The following is a 17,367-nucleotide window of genomic DNA, read 5'->3' on the forward strand; positions in this document are numbered from 1 at the left end:
GCCGGTCAGGTGCCGCGGCGTAGGCGACGAAGGAGCAAGCCGCGGTGCCTGACCGGCGGGACACGAGGGGCCGCCGACTCGAGCGCGCCAGCGCTCCAACTAATACGAGCGCGGCAGGCCCAGCGAGTGCTGTGCCACGAAGTTCAGGATCATCTCCCGGCTCACCGGGGCGATGCGCATGATGCGCGCCGCCTGCAGCATCGCCGACAGACCGACCTCCTTGGTCAGCCCCGAACCGCCGTGGGTCTGGATCGCCTGGTCCAGCGCCTTGATGCTGGCCTCGGCGGCCGCGTACTTGGCCATGTTCGCGGCTTCGGCGGCGCCGAACTCGTCACCGGCGTCGTAGAGGGTGGCGGCCTTCTGCATCATCAGCTTGGCCAGTTCCAGTTCGATCTTGATCTGCGCCAGCGGATGCGAGATGCCCTGGTGCGCACCGATCGGTGTCTTCCAGACGGTGCGTTCCTTGGCGTACTCCACCGCGCGGTCGATGGCGTAGCGGCCGAGACCGATGGCCATGGCCGAGCCCATGATGCGCTCGGGGTTGAGGCCGGCGAAGAGCTGGGCGATGGCCGCGTCCTCGGAGCCGACGAGGGCGTCGGCGGGCAGGCGCACGTCGTCGAAGAACAGGGTGTACTGGTGGTCCGGCTCGATGACGTCCATCTCCTGGACGTTCTTGACCAGGCCGGGCGCGTCGACCGGGACGATGAACAGCGCGGGCTTGAGCTTGCCGGTCTTGTGGTCCTCGGTGCGCGAGACCACCAGGATCGCCTCGGCCTGGTCGACGCCCGAGATGAAGATCTTGCGGCCGTTGAGAATCCAGTCCGAGCCGTCGCGGCGGGCGGTGGTGGTGATCTGGTGCGAGTTGGAACCGGCGTCGGGTTCGGTGATCGCGAAGACCATCTTCGACGAGCCGTCGGCGAGCTTGGGCAGCCAGGTCTGCTTCTGCGCGTCGGTGCCGTACTTGGTGATGATGGTGCCGCAGATGGCCGGGGAGACGACCATCAGCAGCAGGCCCGCGCCCTGCGCCGAGAGTTCCTCCTGCACCAGCGCCAGCTCGTACATGCCCGCGCCACCGCCGCCGTACTCCTCGGGCAGGTTCACGCCGAGGAAGCCGAGCTTGCCCGCCTCGTCCCACAGTTCGCTCAGCGGCTCGTTCTTGCGCGAGAGCGGCAGCACGTAGTCGCGGTAGTTGTACTTGGCCGCCAGGGACGCGACCGCCCCGCGCAGCGCCTTCTGCTCTTCGGTTTCGTGGAAGCTCATGCCTGCTCCTGCTCTTCTTCCTCGACGACGGCGAGGACGGTTCCGACCTCGACCTGCTGGCCGACGGTCACGTTCAACGCACTGAGAACGCCGGTGGCCGGCGCGACGATGGTGTGCTCCATCTTCATGGCTTCCAGCCACAGGATCGGCTGGCCCTGTTCGACGTGATCGCCCTCGGCGGCGCCGAGCCGGATCACGCTGCCGGGCATGGGCGCGAGCAGCGAACCGGCCGCGACCTGCTCGGACGGGTCGGTGAAGCGCGGCAGCCTGCGCACGGCCACGGGGCCGAGCGGCGAGTCGACCGCGACCAGGTCGTCGTAGCGGGCGATCTCGAACTGGCGGCGCACCGGGCCACGCTCACCCGGCACCGCGAGCACGACGCGATGAGGCGTCGCGGAGATCAGTTCCAGGCCGTCGTGGCCCTCGACCGTCACGGCACCGGAGCGGTCGAACCGGTAGCGCACCTCATGGGTCCCGCTGACGCGACTCTCATAGGACTTGCGCTGCGGCTCCGACGCCAGGTTGCGCCAGCCGCTGGGCGCCAGCCCGCCGAAGCGGTTGGCGGCGTGGTTGGCGGCCGAATCGGCCAGGGCGGCGGCGACGATCGAGAGCGCCTCGTCGGCCTCCGACACCAGCGGCGCCGACAGCGCGGCCAGGTCGTGGGTGGCGAAGAAGGCGGTGTCGGTGTCACCGGCGAGGAACGCGGGGTGCCGCAGCACGCGCACGAGCAGGTCGCGGTTGGTGACCAGGCCGTGCAGTTTGGCGCGCTGGAGCGCGGTGGCGAGCAGATGCGCCGCCTCGGCACGGGTTTCGGCGTAGGAGATGACCTTGGCCAGCATCGGGTCGTAGTGCACGCCCACGACCGAGCCGTCGACGACACCGGTGTCCAGGCGCACACCCGGCTGGTCGAGCACGGTGAACTCGCCTGCGGTGAAGGGAATCTCGATCTTGTGCACCGGACCGCTCTGCGGCTGCCAGTCCTGCGCCGGGTCCTCGGCGTAGAGCCTGACCTCGATCGAGTGGCCGCGCAGGGCAGGCTGGGTCGCGGGCAGCGGCAGACCGGAGGCCACCTGCAGCTGCAGGCGAACCAGGTCCAGTCCGGTGGTCTGCTCGGTGACCGGATGTTCCACCTGCAGGCGGGTGTTCATCTCCAGGAAGAAGAAGTCACCCTTCTCGTCGGCCAGGAACTCGACGGTGCCCGCGCCCTCGTAGCCGATCGCCTCGGCGGCCAGCCGGGCCGCCTCGAACAGCCGATCGCGCGTGCTCTGCCCATCGGCGCTGTTCGCGGAGCCTGCGTGGCTACGCTCCGCTACCGCCTCCGGCCCCTGAGCTCGCAGCGCGTCGATCTTCTCGACCAGCGGCGACGGGGCTTCCTCGACGACCTTCTGATGCCGACGCTGGATCGAGCACTCCCGCTCGCCGACGGCCCAGGTCTTGCCGAAAGTGTCGGACATGACCTGGACTTCGATGTGGCGACCGGTCTCGAGGTAGCGCTCGCAGAACACCGTCGGATCACCGAAGGCCGACTCGGCTTCGCGCTGGGCGGCGGCGATCTGGTCGTTCAGGTCACCCAGTTCCCGCACCACGCGCATACCGCGACCGCCGCCACCGGCGGAGGCCTTGATGAGCACGGGCAGGTGCGCCTCGGTGACCTCGGCCGGATCGAGTTCGGCGAGGACGGGGACACCGGCGGCGTCCATCATCTTCTTCGACTCGACCTTCGAGCCCATCTGCTCGATGGCGGCGACCGGCGGTCCGATCCACACCAGGCCGGCGTCGAGCACCGAACGCGCGAATTCGGCGTTCTCGGAAAGGAATCCGTAGCCGGGGTGGATGGCGTCGGCACCGGCCGACAGCGCCGCCTCGATGATCAGCTCACCCCGGAGGTAGGTCTCGGCGGGGGTGTTGCCGGGCAGCCGGACGGCGGCGTCGGCCTCGGCCACATGCGGGGCCGACGCGTCAGCGTCCGAGTACACCGCGGTGGTGCCGATACCCATCCGGCGGCAGGTGGCGAACACGCGGCGCGCGATCTCACCCCGGTTGGCGACAAGAACATTGGTGATTGCCATGTTGGGCCGCCTCACATTCGGAAGACGCCGAAGCCCTCGGCGCCCTGGATCGGTGCCGTGTGGATGGCCGACAGCGCCATCCCCAGCACGGTGCGGGTGTCACGGGGGTCGATGATGCCGTCGTCGAAAAGCCTGCCCGACAAGAACATCGGCATCGCCTCCGCCTCGATCTGCGCCTCGACCATGGCGGCCAGGCCTGCGGCGGCCTCCTCGTCGAACGGCAGGCCCTTGGCCTCGGCCGCGCCGCGCTGCACGATCGTGAGCACGCCGCCCAGCTGCGCGCCGCCCATCACGGCCGACTTCGCGCTCGGCCACGCGAACAGGAAGCGCGGGTTGAACGCGCGACCGCACATGCCGTAGTGGCCCGCGCCGTAGGAGGCGCCGATCAGCAGTGAGATGTGCGGGACCTTCGAGTTGGCCACCGCGTTGATCATCATCGCGCCGTGCTTGATGATGCCGCCGTGCTCGTAGTCCTTGCCGACCATGTAGCCGGTGGTGTTGTGCAGGAACAGCAGTGGCGTGTTCTTCTTGTTCGCCAGCTGGATGAACTGGGTGGCCTTCTGCGATTCCTCGGAGAACAGCACACCGCGCGCGTTGGCCAGGATGCCGATCGGGAAGCCGTTGATCTCGGCCCAGCCGGTGACCAGGCTGGAGCCGTAGAGCGGCTTGAACTCGTCGAAGTCGGAGCCGTCGACGACGCGGGCGATCACTTCGCGCGGATCGAACGGGATCTTCAGATCCGAGGGCACGATGCCGAGCAGTTCCTCGGGATCGTAGAGCGGCGAGATCACCTCGGCGCGCGGCTCGGGCCCCTGCTTCTTCCAGTTCAGCCTGCGCACGATGCCGCGGCCGATGCGGATGGCGTCCTGCTCGTCGGCGGCCATGTAGTCGGCCAGACCCGAAGTGCGGGCGTGCATCTCGGCACCGCCGAGGGTCTCGTCATCGGAGTCCTCGCCGGTGGCCATCTTCACCAGCGGCGGGCCGGCCAGGAAGACCTTCGCGCCCTCCTTGACCATCACCACGTAGTCGGACATGCCGGGGATGTAGGCGCCACCGGCGGTGGAGTTGCCGAAAACCAGGGAGATGGTGGGAATTCCGGCCGCCGAGGCCTGGGTGAGGTCGCGGAACATCGCGCCGCCGGGGATGAAGACTTCCTTCTGCGTAGGCAGATCGGCGCCGCCGGACTCCACCAGCGAGATCACCGGCAGGCGGTTCTCCCGGACGATGTCGTTGATGCGCAAGGTCTTGCGCAGCGTCCACGGATTGGACGTGCCGCCGCGCACGGTCGGATCGGGCGCGACGATCATGCACTCGACGCCCTCCACGATGCCGATGCCGGCGATCGTGGACGCACCGACATGGAAGTCGCTGCCCCAGGCCGCGAGCGGGCACAGTTCGAGGAACGGCGAGTCCTCGTCGAGCAGCAACTCGATGCGCTCACGCGCGGTGAGCTTGCCGCGCTTGTGATGACGGGCCACCTTCTCGGGGCCGCCACCGGCGATGGCCTTGGCGAACTCGGCCTCGACCTCGGTGAGCTTGGTCGCCATCGCCTCCGCGGCCGCGGTGTACTCGGGCGAGGCGGTGTCGAGGGTGGAACGGAAGGTCGTCACGACTGGTACCCCAATACTTTCGACGCCAGCATGGTCAGGATCTCGTTGGTGCCGCCGCCGATGCCGATGATGCGGATGTCGCGGTAGATGCGCTCCACCTCGGACTCGCGCATGTAGCCCATGCCGCCGTGCAACTGGACGGCCTGGTTGGCGACCCACTCCACGGTCTCGACGGCGGTGTTCTTCGCGAAGCAGACCTCGGCGATCAGGCCCTGCTCGCCGTTGTCCACGCGCTCGACCAGCGAGCGGGTGTACACGCGGGCGATGTCGACGCGGCGAGCCATCTCGGTAAGCGTCATCTGCACCGACTGGCGGCTGATCAGCGGGCGCCCGAAGGTCTCCCGGTTGCGGCACCACTCGAGGGTGAGGTCGAGGGCGCGCTGGGCCATCGAGTACGCCTGTACGGCCAGGCCGACCCGCTCGCTGACGAACGCGCTGGCGATCTGCGCGAATCCGGAGTTCTCCGCGCCGACCAGGTTGGTCGCGGGCACCCGAACATCGGTGAACGACAGCTCCCCGGTGTCCGAGGCCAGCCAGCCCATCTTCTCCAGCTTGCGGGTCACCTCGAAACCCGGCGTGTCGGTGGGCACGATGATCAGCGAGACACCGGCGGCGCCGGGCCCACCCGTCCGCACGGCGGTGACGATGAAATCGGCGCGGCAGGCCGAGGTGATGAAGGTCTTGGCGCCGTTGATGATGAAGTCGTCGCCGTCGCGCACCGCCGAGGTGGTGAGGTGGCCGACATCGGAGCCGCCGCCGGGCTCGGTGATGGCCAGTGAGCCGATCAGGTCACCGGACAGGGTCGGCTTCACCCAGCGGTCGATCTGCTCCTGGTTGCCCGAAGCGATGATGTGCGGCAACGAGATACCGCAGGTGAACAGCGAGGCCCAGGTGCCGCCGGAGGCGCCGGCGTAGTGGAACTCCTCCCCCACGATCACGCCGTCGATCGCGGAACCGCCCTCACCACCGGCGAATTCGGGGTACTCGATGCCGAGCAGGCCGAGTTCACCGGCCTTCTTGTGCAGCTCGCGCGGCAGAGCGCCCTCGCGCTCCCAGGTGTCCAGATCGGGCAGGATCTCCCGCTCGACGAACCCGCGCACGGTGGCGCGCAGCTCTTTTCGTTCCGGCGTGTCCCAAACAGATGTCATGCGAGCAGCTCCGTCGGCATGTCGATGTGGCGGGAGCGCAGCCATTCGCCGAGCCCCTTGGCCTGCGGGTCGAAACGTGCCTGGTAGGCGACGCCCTTGCCGAGCAGACCGGAAATGATGAAGTTGACCGCGCGCAGGTTCGGCAGCACGTGCCGGGTGACGGTGAGTTCGGCCGTCTCGGGCAGCAGTTCGCGCAGCTTCCCGACCGTGAGGGTGTGCACCAGCCAGCGCCACTGCGCGTCGGTGCGCACCCAGACGCCGATGTTCGCGTCGCCGCCCTTGTCACCGCTGCGGGCGAGCGCGATCGTGCCGAGCGGGACGCGGGTGGTCTCCGACGGCGGCAGCTCGGCGGGCAGGTCCGGTTCGGAAACCGGTTCCAGTACAGCGGTTTCGGCGGCGGGATCGATGGCGACGCGGGTGCCGTCGGCCAGCACGGCGGTGTGCGGCACCTCGTGCGCGTCGACGAAGCCAGGGGTGAAGATGCCGTAGGGCGAGCCGTTGCCGGGCAGCGCGGTGAAACTCGCGCCGGGGTAGCTGGCCAGTGCCAATTCCACGGCGACACTGGAGAACGCGCGCCCGACCTTGTTCGGGTCGGGGTCGCGCACCACACAGCGCAGGATGGCGCTGGCCTGTTCCTCCGTCTCGGCGTCGGGTCGGTCGAGCCGGGCGAGAGTCCAGCTGAGTTCGGCGGGCTTGTCCGGCAGCCAGGACTCCAGCTGTCGTCGCGCCAGGGCGGCTTTGGCCTCGATGTCGAGGCCGGTGAGGATGAACGACATCTCGTTGCGGAACCCGCCGAGGGTGTTCAGCGAGACTTTGAGCTGCGGCGGCGGCGCCTCGCCGGTGACCCCGCTGATCAGCACCCGATCCGCGCCCTCCTGGCTGAGCGTGATGCTGTCGAGCCGGGTGGTGACGTCGGGGCCCGCGTAGCGCGCGCTCTGGATCTCGTACATGAGCTGGGCTTCGACGGTGTCGACGGTGACCGCGCCGCCGGTCCCGTCGTGCTTGGTGATCACGCTCGACCCGTCGCGGCGGATCTCGGCGATCGGGAAGCCGGGGCGGCCCAGGTCGGCGAGTTCGGTGAAGAAGGCGAAGTTGCCGCCGGTGGCCTGGGTGCTGCACTCGATGACGTGTCCGGCCACCACCGCGCCGGCCAGGGCGTCGTAGTCCGTGCGGCCCCAGCCGAAGTGCGCCGCGGCCGGGCCGACGATCACCGAGGCATCGGTGACGCGGCCGGTGACGACGATGTCGGCCCCGGAGTTCAGGCACTCGACGATGCCCCACGCGCCCAGGTAGGCGTTGGCGGTGAGCGGCTGGCCGAGGCCGAGCTCGCCGGCGCGCGCGACCAGGTCGTCGCCCTCCACGTGCGCGATCTTGGCGTCCAGCCCCAGGTCGGCGGCGACCTTGCGCAGCCGCTCGGCCAGGCCGGCCGGGTTCAGGCCGCCCGCGTTGGTGACGATCTGCACGTTCTTCTCGAGCGCGAGGCCGAGGCAGTCCTCGATCTGCTTCACGAAGGTCTTGGCATAGCCGAGGCTCGGGTCCTTCATCCGGTCGCGGCCGAGGATGAGCATGGTGAGTTCGGCGAGATAGTCGCCGGTCAGGACGTCGAGCTCGCCGCCTTCCAGCATCTCGCGCATCGCGCTGAGCCGGTCGCCGTAGAACCCGGAGCAGTTGCCGATCCGGATCAGGTCCGGGTTCGCCGAGAGTGCACTCATGAACCCCAGGATCACACCGGGTCCGGAAAAAAGCAAGCATGCGTGCTTGTTAATTACGAGCAATTCACCAGGCAAGATGGGGACATGTCGTCCTCCACCGCCGTCATCCTGCTGTTCGCCCTCGCCGGGTTCCTCATCGGCGGCGCCTTCACCACCTGGAAGACCAACCGATCGATGTCGATCGGCCTGCTCGTCGCCGCGGTCATGGCCGCCGTTGGCGCACTCCTCTGGCTGCAATAGCGCCACCAAGACTTTCGCAAGGGTGAGCCAAGACCGTCGCGATCAGCTTCCGGCAGTCTTGTCGTCCGGCCCAGCGGCCGCCTCAGCTCCGGGGGAAACACCCATGTTCGATTGGTACGTCGGCCTGCTCGCGTTCAGCGGCATCGCGATGCTCGTCATGGCCGATATCGGCAACGGGCAGGGCGAGTTCGCCCGCTACCTGATCTTCTTCCAGGCGTTCATCCTGCCGGTGCTGCTGGCGGTCAACTTCGTCCGCTCGACCGACTGGACCGCGTTGACCACCCGTCCGACGCCGACCCAGCAGGCCTGGCGCGCCTACCAGCGCGGGCAGCAGCGGCACTGAGCTCAGCTCGGCACGCTGAGTTTGAAGATGCGGACGTCCTCGGGGATGCCGGTGAGTGGGGCGGCCCAGAAATTGCGTTTGTAGGGCTTGACGATGGCGCCGAGCTCCTCGAGGGTTTCGGGGCGCAACGCGGCGAGGGTGGTGCTGGACAGCATCATGTTGCCGTTGCCGCCCGCTTCCATCATGCGGGCGGCGATATTGACGTCGACGCCGAGCCAGTCGCCGCCGATCTCGCGCGGGGTCCCCGTGTGCAGGCCGACGCGCATGCGGGGCCGGTATCCGTCGACCTCGACGGTGGCGAGGTTGCGGCGGGCGGCGACGGCCGCGCGGACCGCGCGATCGGGCGAGGAGAAGACCGCCATCAGGCCGTCGCCCATCCGCTTGACCACCTGACCGCCGCGCTCGGCGATCGGCGGCTCGATCGCCCTGGCGACCTTGCGCAGCAGCTCCAGGGTGCGCTCGTCGCCCGCGGCGAGCGACCAGCTCGAGAACGACACCAGATCGGTGAACACGACGGTCACCTCCTCGGTGCCGCGCCCACGCCCGATCCGCTCCAGCGCGGCCTGCCACACCTGCAGCGCGCCGAAACCGATCTCCTTGGCGGCGCTCGGGGTGCCACCCACGATCTTGTCCGCGGCGCGCGCGACGGCACGGGCGCCGCCGGGGCCGGTCACCGACAGTGGATCGCCGAACGACGGGTCGCCGGGCAGCTGCTGCCTGGCCTTGCGCACCGCGCCGATCAGGTCCGCGCGCCGGTTGGCCGCCTGCAACTTCGACGAGATCTGCGCGCGCCGCCGACCGGGTCGCGCATCGGACTCCTCGGAGGTCGACTCCGAGGGCTCGGTCACGGTGGGCTCCAAGGGAATCACCACCTCCGCGGCCTTGTCGCGCTGCCGCGGATCCATCCCGCCAGAAGGCGTTTCACTCACGCACCGAGGGTATCTCACCCAACGACAACCGCCGATCCGCTGTTTGTGTCCAGCGGATCGGCGGTCGTACCTTCGGCGACCGGGCAGCGGAAGCCGAAGGCCGGGTTCCGCGACCTCCCGACAAGGTCGCGGCCCTGGTGGCCCGGGCACTTGCGAGGGCAGCCCGGGCTGGTCTGTCAGGCGTCGCGGCGGTTGACCACCGCGAGCGCGCCGGCGAACACGATCGCCACGAAGACGGCGAAGTAGATCAGGCTGCCCCACACGCCCCAGTGCCAGTTGCCCGACACCTCCTCGGTGGTGAGGAAGCGGTTCGCGTTGGCGAACGGCAGGAACGGGTTCACCGCCCGGCCGAAGCTACCGAACGCGCCGAGCAGACCCTCGATCAGCAGCGGCCACAGCACGATCAGCGAGATCGCGGCGGCGGACTGGCGCACCAGCACACCCACACCGATGGCGAGCAGCACACACAGGAAGGCGTAGATCGGGATGCCGTAGATCGCGCGCCAATTGCCGTCGAGCACCAGCATCGGGGCCTCGTCGCCGACGATCAGCTTGGCCACCACGAAGGCGACCAGCGCCAGCACTCCGGTCAGCACCGCGGCGTACACGCCGACCAGACCGGCCTTGGACACGATCACCTTCGACCGGTTGGGCACCGCGAGGAAGCTGGAGCGGATAACGCCGAAGCGGTATTCGCTGGTCACCGTGAGGGCGGCCATGATCATGAGCACCATCACGCCGAAGCCGGCGACGCCGGAGGCGGCGAGCGCGGGGGTGAGGGGCGGCGGCCCCTGCCCCGGCTCGGCATCGATATTGGTGATCAGGGCCATCAGCGCGGCCAGGCCGACGCTGAGCAGGACCACGACCGCCGAGCACCACCAGGGCGAGCGGGTCGAGGTGAGTTTGATCCGTTCCGCAGCGAGCACGCCCATCAGAGCGCACCTCCCATCACCTGGTCGAGGCCCGCGCCGTGGTACTCCACCGCGCCGCCGGTCATCCGCATGAACGCCTCTTCCAGCGAGGCCTGCTGCGGCGCCAGCTCGTAGAGGGTCACGTTGTTGGTTCCCGCCACCTTGCCGACCTCGTCGCTGGTCACGCCGGCGACCAGGAGGGCGGCATCGCCCTCCTCGCGCACGGTCATGCCGTGGGAGATGAGCAGGCTGCGCAGCTGGTCGAGCTGGGGGCTGCGCACGCGCACCGACTGCTCGGAGGCGCGGTCGATGAAGTCCTTGGTGGTGGTGTCGGCGATGAGCTGACCGCGGCCGATCACGACCAGGTGCTCGGCGGTCTGCGCCATCTCCGAGAGCAGGTGGCTCGACACCAGCACGGTGCGGCCCTCCGCGGCCAGCCGCTGCATGAAGCGGCGGATCCACAGGATGCCCTCGGGGTCGAGGCCGTTGACCGGCTCGTCGAACAGCAGCACCTTCGGGTCGCCGAGCAGCGCGCCGGCCAGGCCGAGCCGCTGGGACATGCCGAGCGAGAAGCCGCCCGCGTTCTTGCCGGCCACCTCGGACAGGCCGACGAGCCGCAGCACCTCCTCGACCCGCGACTTGGGCAGGTCGTTGGTGGCGGCGAGCCACTCCAGGTGCGCGCGCGCCGACCGGTTCGGATGCACCCACTTCGCGTCGAGCAGCGCGCCGACCTGGGTCAGCGGGCGCTCGAGCTCGTGGTAGCTCTTGCCGTTGATCAGCGCGGTGCCCGAGGTCGGCCGGTCGAGGCCGAGGATCATCCGCATGGTCGTCGATTTACCGGCGCCGTTCGGGCCGAGGAATCCCGTCACCTGTCCTGGGCGGACGGTGAACGTGAGGTCCTGCACCGCGACGGTCTGGCCGAATTGCTTGGTCAGGCCCTTCAGCTCGATCATGTTCCCCAGCTTGCCGCACAACCGCCGCCCCCGCGTCCCCGTGAAGTCGCGAGTCGGGTCATCCTCGAGGATGATCCCGACCCTGAACCGAGACCTACCTGGCTGGGGAGGAAGCCTGGGCCCAGAAGCGTTTGGGGATGCGGCCCGCCGCGCGGGCGAGGTGGCCGGCCCGGACGGCGGCGGCCATGGCCGAGGCCATCAGTTCGGGCTCGCGGGCCCTGGTGACGGCGGTCGCGAGCAGGACGGCCGAGCAGCCGAGTTCCATCGCCAGGGCGGCGTCGCTGGCCGTGCCGATTCCGGCGTCCAGGATCACCGGCACGCCCGCGGCGGCGACGATCATCTCGATGTTGTGCGGGTTGCCGATGCCGAGGCCGGTGCCGATCGGCGCGCCGAGCGGCATCACGGCGGCGCAGCCCGCGTCCTCGAGGCGCTTGGCGAGCACCGGGTCGTCGTTGGTGTAGGGCAGCACGACGAAACCGGCGTCGACCAGCTGTTCGGCCGCGTCGAGCAGTTCGAACGGGTCGGGCAGCAGGGTGCGCTCGTCGGCGACGACCTCGAGCTTGACCCAGTTCGTGTCGAGCGCCTCGCGCGCCAGCTGGGCGGTGAGCACGGCCTCGGCCGCGTTGCGACAGCCCGCGGTGTTCGGCAGCAGGGTGATGTCGAGGCGTTTGAGCAGATCGAGGACGCCGGTGCCGCCCGCCGCGTCGACGCGACGCATGGCCACGGTGGTGAGCTCGGTCCCCGAGGCGACCAGGGCTTCCTCGAGCACGGCCAGGTTCTCGGCGCCGCCGGTGCCCATGATCAGGCGCGAGCCGAACTCCTTGTCCGCGATCCGCAGCGGCGCGACCTCAGCCACCCTGCACCGCCGTCAGCACCTCGATGGTCCAGCCGCGCTCGACCTGCTCGTCCCAGCGCGACTTCGGGAACACCGCGCCGTCGACCGCCAGCGCCACGCCCTGGCACGGCAGTTCCAGCCTGGTCAGCAGCTCGCGGACGCTGAGCGGCTCGGCGAACTCGTGATCGACACCGTTGACGGTGACACCGATCGGAATACTGGTCGAGGTCATCGAACTCCTCCTGAGGACGACAGGCGCAACGCCGGAAAACGTTGCGGTGCGACGAGTTCCGCGAGGGCGGGCGACTCGCCGGCGAGCAGTGCGGGCACGAGGGTCGCGGTGAGCGCGAGGGTGAGCATGCCGTTGCGGCCGTGTCCGGTGGCGGCGACGACGCGCTCGTCGAGCGGGCCGAGCAGCGGCAGGTTGTCGGGGGTGCCGGGGCGCGAACCGGCGCTCGCCTCGGCCAGTTCGTATTCGCCGATGCCGGGCAGGATCGTCTCCGCGTCGACGATGAGGTCCCGAACCCCGCCGACGGTGACGGTGGTGTCGAAACCCGCCTCGTATTGCGTCGCGCCGAGAACGATTCCGTCCGCGCGCGGCACCAGGTACACCTGCCTGCCGTGCACCCTGGCCCGGATCACCCGGCTCGGCGCCGGACGCACCCCGGGACGGTGTCGCAGCCGCAAAATCTCACCCTTCACCGGCCGCACCGGTAGCCCCGGCCACAGCTCGGCCGAGCGCGCGCCCGCCGCGAGCACGATCCGGTCGTGCGGCAGCTCATCCAGCGTGGCGACGGATTCCGCGCGCATCTCGACACCGGCGGCCGCGCAGCCTGCGCGCAGCGCACGCAGCACGCGGCGGTTGTCGACGGCGGGTTCGGTGTCGGCCAGCAGACCGGCCCGGACGGTGCGGGCCAGCGCGGGTTCCAGCGAGCGCACCCCCGCGCGGTCGAGTACGCGCAGGTCGTGGCCGAATCCGGCGAGCCAGTCGGCGACGGTGCGCAGGTCGGCGGCATCGGCGCCGTCGAGGGCGACGGTCAGGGTCTCGTCGGCGGCGAACACCGATTCGCCGCTCACCGCGCGCAGCCGCTCGCCGAACGCGGGCCAGGCGGCGAGCGCGGCGGCGCCGAACTCCAGCACCCGGTCCTCCCCCGGCCAGCCCTCCGACAGCGGCGCGAGCATGCCACCCGCCACATGCGACGCGCCGGAGCCGGGCGCGGGATCGAAGACGGTGACGGTCCAGCCCGCCGCGGCGGCCTGCCAAGCGACGGCGAGTCCGACGGCGCCGCCGCCAACGACCGCCAGAGTTCGCATCACCGTTCCACCTGTCTTTTTCCGCTTGCCGAGCGCCTCGGCGTTCGCGTCTCAACGGTAGCGCGACTACCGTTTGGGGGGTGCAGCCCTCCCATCCGAACCGATCCGTCCCGCCCAGGGAGCGTCTGGCCGACGCGCTGCTGTATCTGTGCACCGACGCGCGCCGGGAGAAGGGTGACCTGGCCCGCTTCGTCGATGCCGCGCTCGCGGGTGGTGTCGACATCGTGCAGCTCAGAGACAAGGGGTCGCCCGGTGAGGCCGAGTTCGGCCCGCTGGAGGCCAAGGCCGAGCTCGGCGCGCTCGCCGAGATCAAGGCCGCGACCCGCAGGCACGGCGCGTTGCTCGCGGTGAACGACCGCGCCGACATCGCGCTGGCCGCCGGGGCCGACGTCCTGCATCTCGGCCAGGGCGACCTCCCGCCCGCCTACGCGCGCCGCATCCTCGGCCCCGACGTGGTGATCGGCCGCTCGACGCACAACCGCGCCCAGGCCGGGCTCGCCGCGATCGAGGGCCATCTCGACTACTTCTGCACCGGCCCGGTCTGGACCACGCCGACGAAACCGGGCCGCCAGGCCGCCGGAATCGACCTGGTGCGTTCCACGGCCGAGTCGCATCCGACGATGCCCTGGTTCGCCATCGGCGGTGTCGACGCCGAACGGCTACCCGAGGTGCTGAGCGCGGGCGCGCGGCGCGTGGTCGTGGTGCGCGCGATCACCGAGGCGGCCGATCCGGAGGCGGCGGCGCGGGAGCTCAAGCAGGCCCTGGTCGCCGCGTCGGCGGGATAGGGGAACCGGTCCGTTCGATCGGTCGCGCGGCCGGACAAGGGCGCGCGGGCCGGGTCAGATCAGCACGCGAGCCAGGGCGGCGGCGAGCTCGTCGGCCGGGTCGCCCCCGATCACCACCTCGTCGCCCGGTCCGGCGTCCGTGTGCAACCAGTAGAAGCCGCGCTCGGGAAGTTCGACCGTGCGTGGCAGCGTCCCCGTCGGCTCGGCGGCGAAACGGACCCGCACCGGCACCGCGCGCAGCTCCAGCCAGGCCGCGGCGAAGCCGGGGTGCAGCGGCAGGTCGCCGACCTCGTTCTCCGGCACCCAGACCAGCTCCGAGCTCTCCTTGTTCGCGACGGTCGCCAGCGGGCTCTCGGCGTCGGCGACGACGGTGGTGTAGGTCCAGCCGCTCGGGGCGGTCATCGTGAGTCGTTCGGCCCGCACGCACAGCGCGTCGGCGGTGATGCCCGCTTCCTCCCAGGCCTCCCGCACCGCGGCGTGCTCGGCGGTCTCGTGCGAATCGCGCGCGCCACCGGGAATCGCCCAGGTGCCGCCCTGATGACTCCACGGCGCCCGGTGCTGCAGCAACACCGCCGAGCCGCCGCCGGGCAGCGGTGCGCGCAGCAGCAGACCCGCCGCACCGAATCTCCCCCAGTGCCGAACACCACCCGGACTGTCGGACCAGCCGTCCCCGTCACCGCGCATCCAATACTCTTTCCTCCGTAGCAGCCGAGCAGCAACCGCTTCGGGGGTGTCTGAGGGGCTGCGCCACCAGTAAGACCACAATAAACTCCGCACCACGATGGGTGCGCGGATAGCACCGGGAGGTGAACGATGGTCGACTCGGGGAACAGGACTGCCTCGACCGAGGTGGCGGCCGTCCGTTCGGCCTCGTCGGCGCAGGCCACGGCCGGTGCGAACACGGCGGATGGTGCCGCGAACAAGCCGCTGACGGGCAGGCGCACACCGCTGCGCCGCCCCGCGATCGTCACCGAACGACCGCCGGCGCCGGATGTGCGTGCCCTGCGCGCCCAGCTGCATCCGGCCCGTTTGCGCGGGTTCGTGCGCTCCTCCCCCGGGCGCCTGGTCGCCGCCGGGCTGGTGCTCATGGTGCTGTGCGTGACGGCGGGCGCGGTGACTTCGACGACCGTCAGCGACCGTCAGCAAGCTCTCGGCGTCCTCCTCGACGACACCGAGCCCGACGCGCACTCAGCCAATCACCTCTACACCTCGCTCTCGATCGCCGACGCCGCGGCGGGCACCGCATTCCTGGCCGGCGGCCTCGAACCGGTGGCCGTGCGCGACCGCTACACCCAGGCGATCGGTGAGGCCGCCGCCGAGCTCGTGACCCAGTCGGGTCATCTCTCCGAGGAGGAAGCGGCCGACCCGTCGGGCGCCGACCGCAAACTCCGCACCGGGATCGCCACCGGGTTGCCGGTCTACACGGGCCTGATCGAGACCGCGCGCGCCAACAACCGCAGCGGCTACCCGGTGGGGGCGGCCTATCTCAGCGAGGCCTCCCATCAGATGCAGACCACGCTGCTGCCGATGGCCGAGGAACTGGAGAACCATCGGCTCGCCGCGGTCACCGCCGCCCAGCACCGGCATGTGCTGCCGCCGTGGCCCGCGATCGTGCTGCTGATGCTGACGCTGGCCGCGTTGCTCTGGGTCCAGGTGGAGCTGGCGCGCCGGTCGCGGCGGGTGTTCAACATGGGCCTGTTGATCGGGACCGGCGCGCTGGCGCTGACCCTGGTGTGGACCGTGGCGGCGGGCTCGGTGTCGGCCGTCGCGATGATCCGCTGCCGCGATCAGGGCGCGGTGCCCGCGGCCCGGCTGGCCGAGAGCCGAATCCTGGTGCAGCAGGCCAGGTCCGCGGAGATGGTGAAGCTGGTGCGCCGCGACGCCACCGGCGACTACGACCGCACCTTCGACGCCAACACCACCCGGCTCACCGAGCTGCTCACCGGCTACCCCGAGGACGCCCCCGCCCGCGCCGAGGTCGCCGACGCACGCGCCGCGCTGACCCGCTGGCAGGCCGCCCACCAGCGCATGAACGACACCCTCGCCCGCGGTGACTTCTCCGGCGCCACCGCCGTCGCCACCGGGACGAGCGTCGCCGACTCGGCCGCCCAAGTCGACGCGATCGACAAGGCCCTCGACAAGGCGGCGGCCTCGGCGCGAGACACGCTGCGCAGCAAGGTGTCCCAGGCCATCGACGTGCTGGCCTTCCTGGCGCCCGGCGCGTTCGTGCTCGGCATCATCGGCGCGATCTGCGTGGCGCTCGGTCTGTGGCCACGGCTGCGGGAGTACCGGTGAGGGCGGGGCGCGCCACGGCGGCGCTGGTGCTCGCGGTCGCCGCGCTGGCGGGCGGCTGTTCCGACAGCACGCCGACACCCGCCGAACACACCGTGTACTCCGAACCGCCGTTGCCCGCCAAGGCGATTCCGATCGGCACCGACACGCCGGTGCCCGCGCACACCGAAGTGGACTGCGGTGACCCGACGGCCAGCCTGCGGCCGAGCACCTCGCGCGGCCCGACCATCGACGCCATCCGGGCGCGCGGCAGGCTCATCGTCGGTCTCGACGCCGGGAGCAACCTGTTCAGCTTCCGCGATCCGCTCACCGGCCGGATCGTCGGCTTCGACGCCGACATCGCCCGCGAGATCGCCCGCGACCTGCTCGGCAACCCCGACCTGATCGAATACCGCAGTCTCGCTTCGGAAGAGCGCGAGCGGGCACTGCAGGAGCACACCGTGGATCTGATCGCCAAGACGATGACGATCACCTGCGAACGCAAGGAACGGGTGGCGTTCTCCACCGTGTACCTGCGCGCCGATCAGCGGGTGCTCGCGGTGAAGAACTCCGGGATCAACGGCCTGGCCGACCTGGCGGGCAAGCGGGTGTGCGTGGCGCGCGGCACCACCTCGCTCGACCACATCCGCCGCGATCAGCCCGCCGCCACCATCCTGACCGTGCCCACCTGGGCCGACTGCCTGGTGGTGCTCCAGCAGCGCCAGGTCGACGCGGTGAGCACCGACGACGCCATCCTGGCCGGTCTGGCCGCCCAGGACCCTTACACCGAGGTCGTCGGCGCGAGCATCAGCGCCGAGCCGTACGGCATCGGCATCCCGAAGGGCGACGACGACCTGGTCCGTTTCGTCAACGCCACCCTCGAACGCATCCGCAACGACGGCACCTGGACCCGCATCCACCGCCGCTGGCTCGCCTCCCTCGGTGAGACGCCGAGCCCGCCCGCCCCCACCTACCGGGACTGACGCC

Annotated in this window: 17 protein-coding genes; 5 read left to right on the plus strand and 12 right to left on the minus strand. The window is 70.5% G+C overall.

Features of this window, described 5'->3' with window-relative positions; all coding sequences use genetic code 11:
- Window positions 1–99: 99 nt before the first annotated feature.
- Genes QH270_RS31395 through QH270_RS31415 form a run of 5 tightly spaced genes read right to left on the minus strand, consistent with a single transcriptional unit; the run spans window position 100 to window position 7,799 of the window.
- A complete protein-coding gene (locus QH270_RS31395; RefSeq protein WP_280348030.1) occupies window positions 100–1,260 on the minus strand; it encodes an acyl-CoA dehydrogenase family protein in 1,161 nt (386 codons plus the stop codon).
- Window positions 1,257–3,329 (minus strand): acetyl/propionyl/methylcrotonyl-CoA carboxylase subunit alpha, encoded by a 2,073-nt coding sequence (locus QH270_RS31400; RefSeq protein WP_280348031.1) that lies wholly within the window; start codon window positions 3,327–3,329, stop codon window positions 1,257–1,259. The genes QH270_RS31395 and QH270_RS31400 overlap by 4 nt, the downstream gene beginning before the upstream one ends.
- Before the next feature lie 11 nt (window positions 3,330–3,340).
- Window positions 3,341–4,939: an acyl-CoA carboxylase subunit beta gene (locus tag QH270_RS31405; protein WP_067978945.1), complete on the minus strand. Its 1,599-nt coding sequence runs from the start codon at window positions 4,937–4,939 to the stop codon at window positions 3,341–3,343.
- A complete protein-coding gene (locus tag QH270_RS31410) occupies window positions 4,936–6,087 on the minus strand; it encodes an acyl-CoA dehydrogenase family protein (protein ID WP_280348033.1) in 1,152 nt (383 codons plus the stop codon). The genes QH270_RS31405 and QH270_RS31410 overlap by 4 nt, the downstream gene beginning before the upstream one ends.
- Window positions 6,084–7,799, minus strand: coding sequence for an acyclic terpene utilization AtuA family protein (locus QH270_RS31415; RefSeq protein ID WP_280348035.1), 1,716 nt, complete (start codon window positions 7,797–7,799; stop codon window positions 6,084–6,086). The genes QH270_RS31410 and QH270_RS31415 overlap by 4 nt, the downstream gene beginning before the upstream one ends.
- Window positions 7,800–7,883: 84 nt before the next feature.
- Here QH270_RS31415 and QH270_RS31420 point away from each other — a divergent pair, with 84 nt between their 5' ends.
- Entirely contained in the window at window positions 7,884–8,039 is a 156-nt protein-coding gene (locus QH270_RS31420) for a hypothetical protein (RefSeq protein WP_280348037.1), read from the plus strand.
- A 103-nt stretch (window positions 8,040–8,142) separates the two neighbouring features.
- Window positions 8,143–8,382 (plus strand): hypothetical protein, encoded by a 240-nt coding sequence (locus QH270_RS31425; RefSeq protein ID WP_280348039.1) that lies wholly within the window; start codon window positions 8,143–8,145, stop codon window positions 8,380–8,382.
- A gap of 2 nt (window positions 8,383–8,384) precedes the next feature.
- On the opposite strand, the gene QH270_RS31430 is transcribed toward QH270_RS31425, so the two are convergent.
- The 6 genes from QH270_RS31430 to thiO all read right to left on the minus strand — a co-directional run bounded on the left by QH270_RS31430 (window position 8,385) and on the right by thiO (window position 13,324).
- A complete protein-coding gene (locus tag QH270_RS31430; protein ID WP_432420459.1) occupies window positions 8,385–9,230 on the minus strand; it encodes an adenylate/guanylate cyclase domain-containing protein in 846 nt (281 codons plus the stop codon).
- Between the two features lie 257 nt (window positions 9,231–9,487).
- Window positions 9,488–10,243 (minus strand): ABC transporter permease, encoded by a 756-nt coding sequence (locus QH270_RS31435; protein WP_280348041.1) that lies wholly within the window; start codon window positions 10,241–10,243, stop codon window positions 9,488–9,490.
- A complete protein-coding gene (locus tag QH270_RS31440) occupies window positions 10,243–11,175 on the minus strand; it encodes an ABC transporter ATP-binding protein (RefSeq protein WP_280348042.1) in 933 nt (310 codons plus the stop codon). Before QH270_RS31440 ends, QH270_RS31435 begins: the two co-directional genes overlap by 1 nt.
- A gap of 94 nt (window positions 11,176–11,269) precedes the next feature.
- Entirely contained in the window at window positions 11,270–12,031 is a 762-nt protein-coding gene (locus tag QH270_RS31445; protein WP_280348043.1) for a thiazole synthase, read from the minus strand.
- Window positions 12,024–12,242, minus strand: a complete 219-nt coding sequence (gene thiS / locus QH270_RS31450) for a sulfur carrier protein ThiS (RefSeq protein ID WP_110039018.1) — start codon at window positions 12,240–12,242, stop codon at window positions 12,024–12,026. Before thiS ends, QH270_RS31445 begins: the two co-directional genes overlap by 8 nt.
- The gene (gene thiO / locus QH270_RS31455) at window positions 12,239–13,324 is read right to left on the minus strand and encodes a glycine oxidase ThiO (RefSeq protein WP_280348161.1); all 1,086 of its coding nucleotides are present in this window, start codon (window positions 13,322–13,324) and stop codon (window positions 12,239–12,241) included. Before thiO ends, thiS begins: the two co-directional genes overlap by 4 nt.
- Before the next feature lie 80 nt (window positions 13,325–13,404).
- Between thiO and thiE the strand changes: the two genes are divergently transcribed.
- The gene (gene thiE / locus QH270_RS31460; RefSeq protein WP_280348044.1) at window positions 13,405–14,109 is read left to right on the plus strand and encodes a thiamine phosphate synthase; all 705 of its coding nucleotides are present in this window, start codon (window positions 13,405–13,407) and stop codon (window positions 14,107–14,109) included.
- Window positions 14,110–14,163: 54 nt separating this feature from the next.
- On the opposite strand, the gene QH270_RS31465 is transcribed toward thiE, so the two are convergent.
- Window positions 14,164–14,793: an NUDIX hydrolase gene (locus QH270_RS31465; protein WP_280348046.1), complete on the minus strand. Its 630-nt coding sequence runs from the start codon at window positions 14,791–14,793 to the stop codon at window positions 14,164–14,166.
- Window positions 14,794–14,922: 129 nt separating this feature from the next.
- On the opposite strand from QH270_RS31465, the gene QH270_RS31470 reads away from it, so the two are divergent.
- Window positions 14,923–16,404 carry a hypothetical protein gene (locus tag QH270_RS31470; protein ID WP_280348048.1) on the plus strand — a complete coding sequence of 494 codons (1,482 nt, stop codon included), beginning with the start codon at window positions 14,923–14,925 and terminating at the stop codon, window positions 16,402–16,404.
- Window positions 16,401–17,363 carry a glutamate ABC transporter substrate-binding protein gene (locus QH270_RS31475; RefSeq protein ID WP_280348050.1) on the plus strand — a complete coding sequence of 321 codons (963 nt, stop codon included), beginning with the start codon at window positions 16,401–16,403 and terminating at the stop codon, window positions 17,361–17,363. Before QH270_RS31470 ends, QH270_RS31475 begins: the two co-directional genes overlap by 4 nt.
- Window positions 17,364–17,367: the final 4 nt, after the last annotated feature.

This window comes from Nocardia neocaledoniensis (genome assembly GCF_029868625.1).
GTDB lineage: Bacteria > Actinomycetota > Actinomycetes > Mycobacteriales > Mycobacteriaceae > Nocardia > Nocardia neocaledoniensis_A.

Coding starts and splice junctions, on each gene's coding strand:
- QH270_RS31395 (WP_280348030.1), bottom strand. CDS start 1,260: ATGAGCTTCCACGAAACCGAAGAGCAGAAGGCGCTGCGCGGGGCGGTC.
- QH270_RS31400 (WP_280348031.1), bottom strand. CDS start 3,329: ATGGCAATCACCAATGTTCTTGTCGCCAACCGGGGTGAGATCGCGCGC.
- QH270_RS31410 (WP_280348033.1), bottom strand. CDS start 6,087: ATGACATCTGTTTGGGACACGCCGGAACGAAAAGAGCTGCGCGCCACC.
- QH270_RS31415 (WP_280348035.1), bottom strand. CDS start 7,799: ATGAGTGCACTCTCGGCGAACCCGGACCTGATCCGGATCGGCAACTGC.
- QH270_RS31420 (WP_280348037.1), top strand. CDS start 7,884: ATGTCGTCCTCCACCGCCGTCATCCTGCTGTTCGCCCTCGCCGGGTTC.
- QH270_RS31425 (WP_280348039.1), top strand. CDS start 8,143: ATGTTCGATTGGTACGTCGGCCTGCTCGCGTTCAGCGGCATCGCGATG.
- QH270_RS31435 (WP_280348041.1), bottom strand. CDS start 10,243: ATGGGCGTGCTCGCTGCGGAACGGATCAAACTCACCTCGACCCGCTCG.
- QH270_RS31440 (WP_280348042.1), bottom strand. CDS start 11,175: ATGATCGAGCTGAAGGGCCTGACCAAGCAATTCGGCCAGACCGTCGCG.
- thiS (WP_110039018.1), bottom strand. CDS start 12,242: ATGACCTCGACCAGTATTCCGATCGGTGTCACCGTCAACGGTGTCGAT.
- thiO (WP_280348161.1), bottom strand. CDS start 13,324: ATGCGAACTCTGGCGGTCGTTGGCGGCGGCGCCGTCGGACTCGCCGTC.
- QH270_RS31465 (WP_280348046.1), bottom strand. CDS start 14,793: ATGCGCGGTGACGGGGACGGCTGGTCCGACAGTCCGGGTGGTGTTCGG.
- QH270_RS31470 (WP_280348048.1), top strand. CDS start 14,923: ATGGTCGACTCGGGGAACAGGACTGCCTCGACCGAGGTGGCGGCCGTC.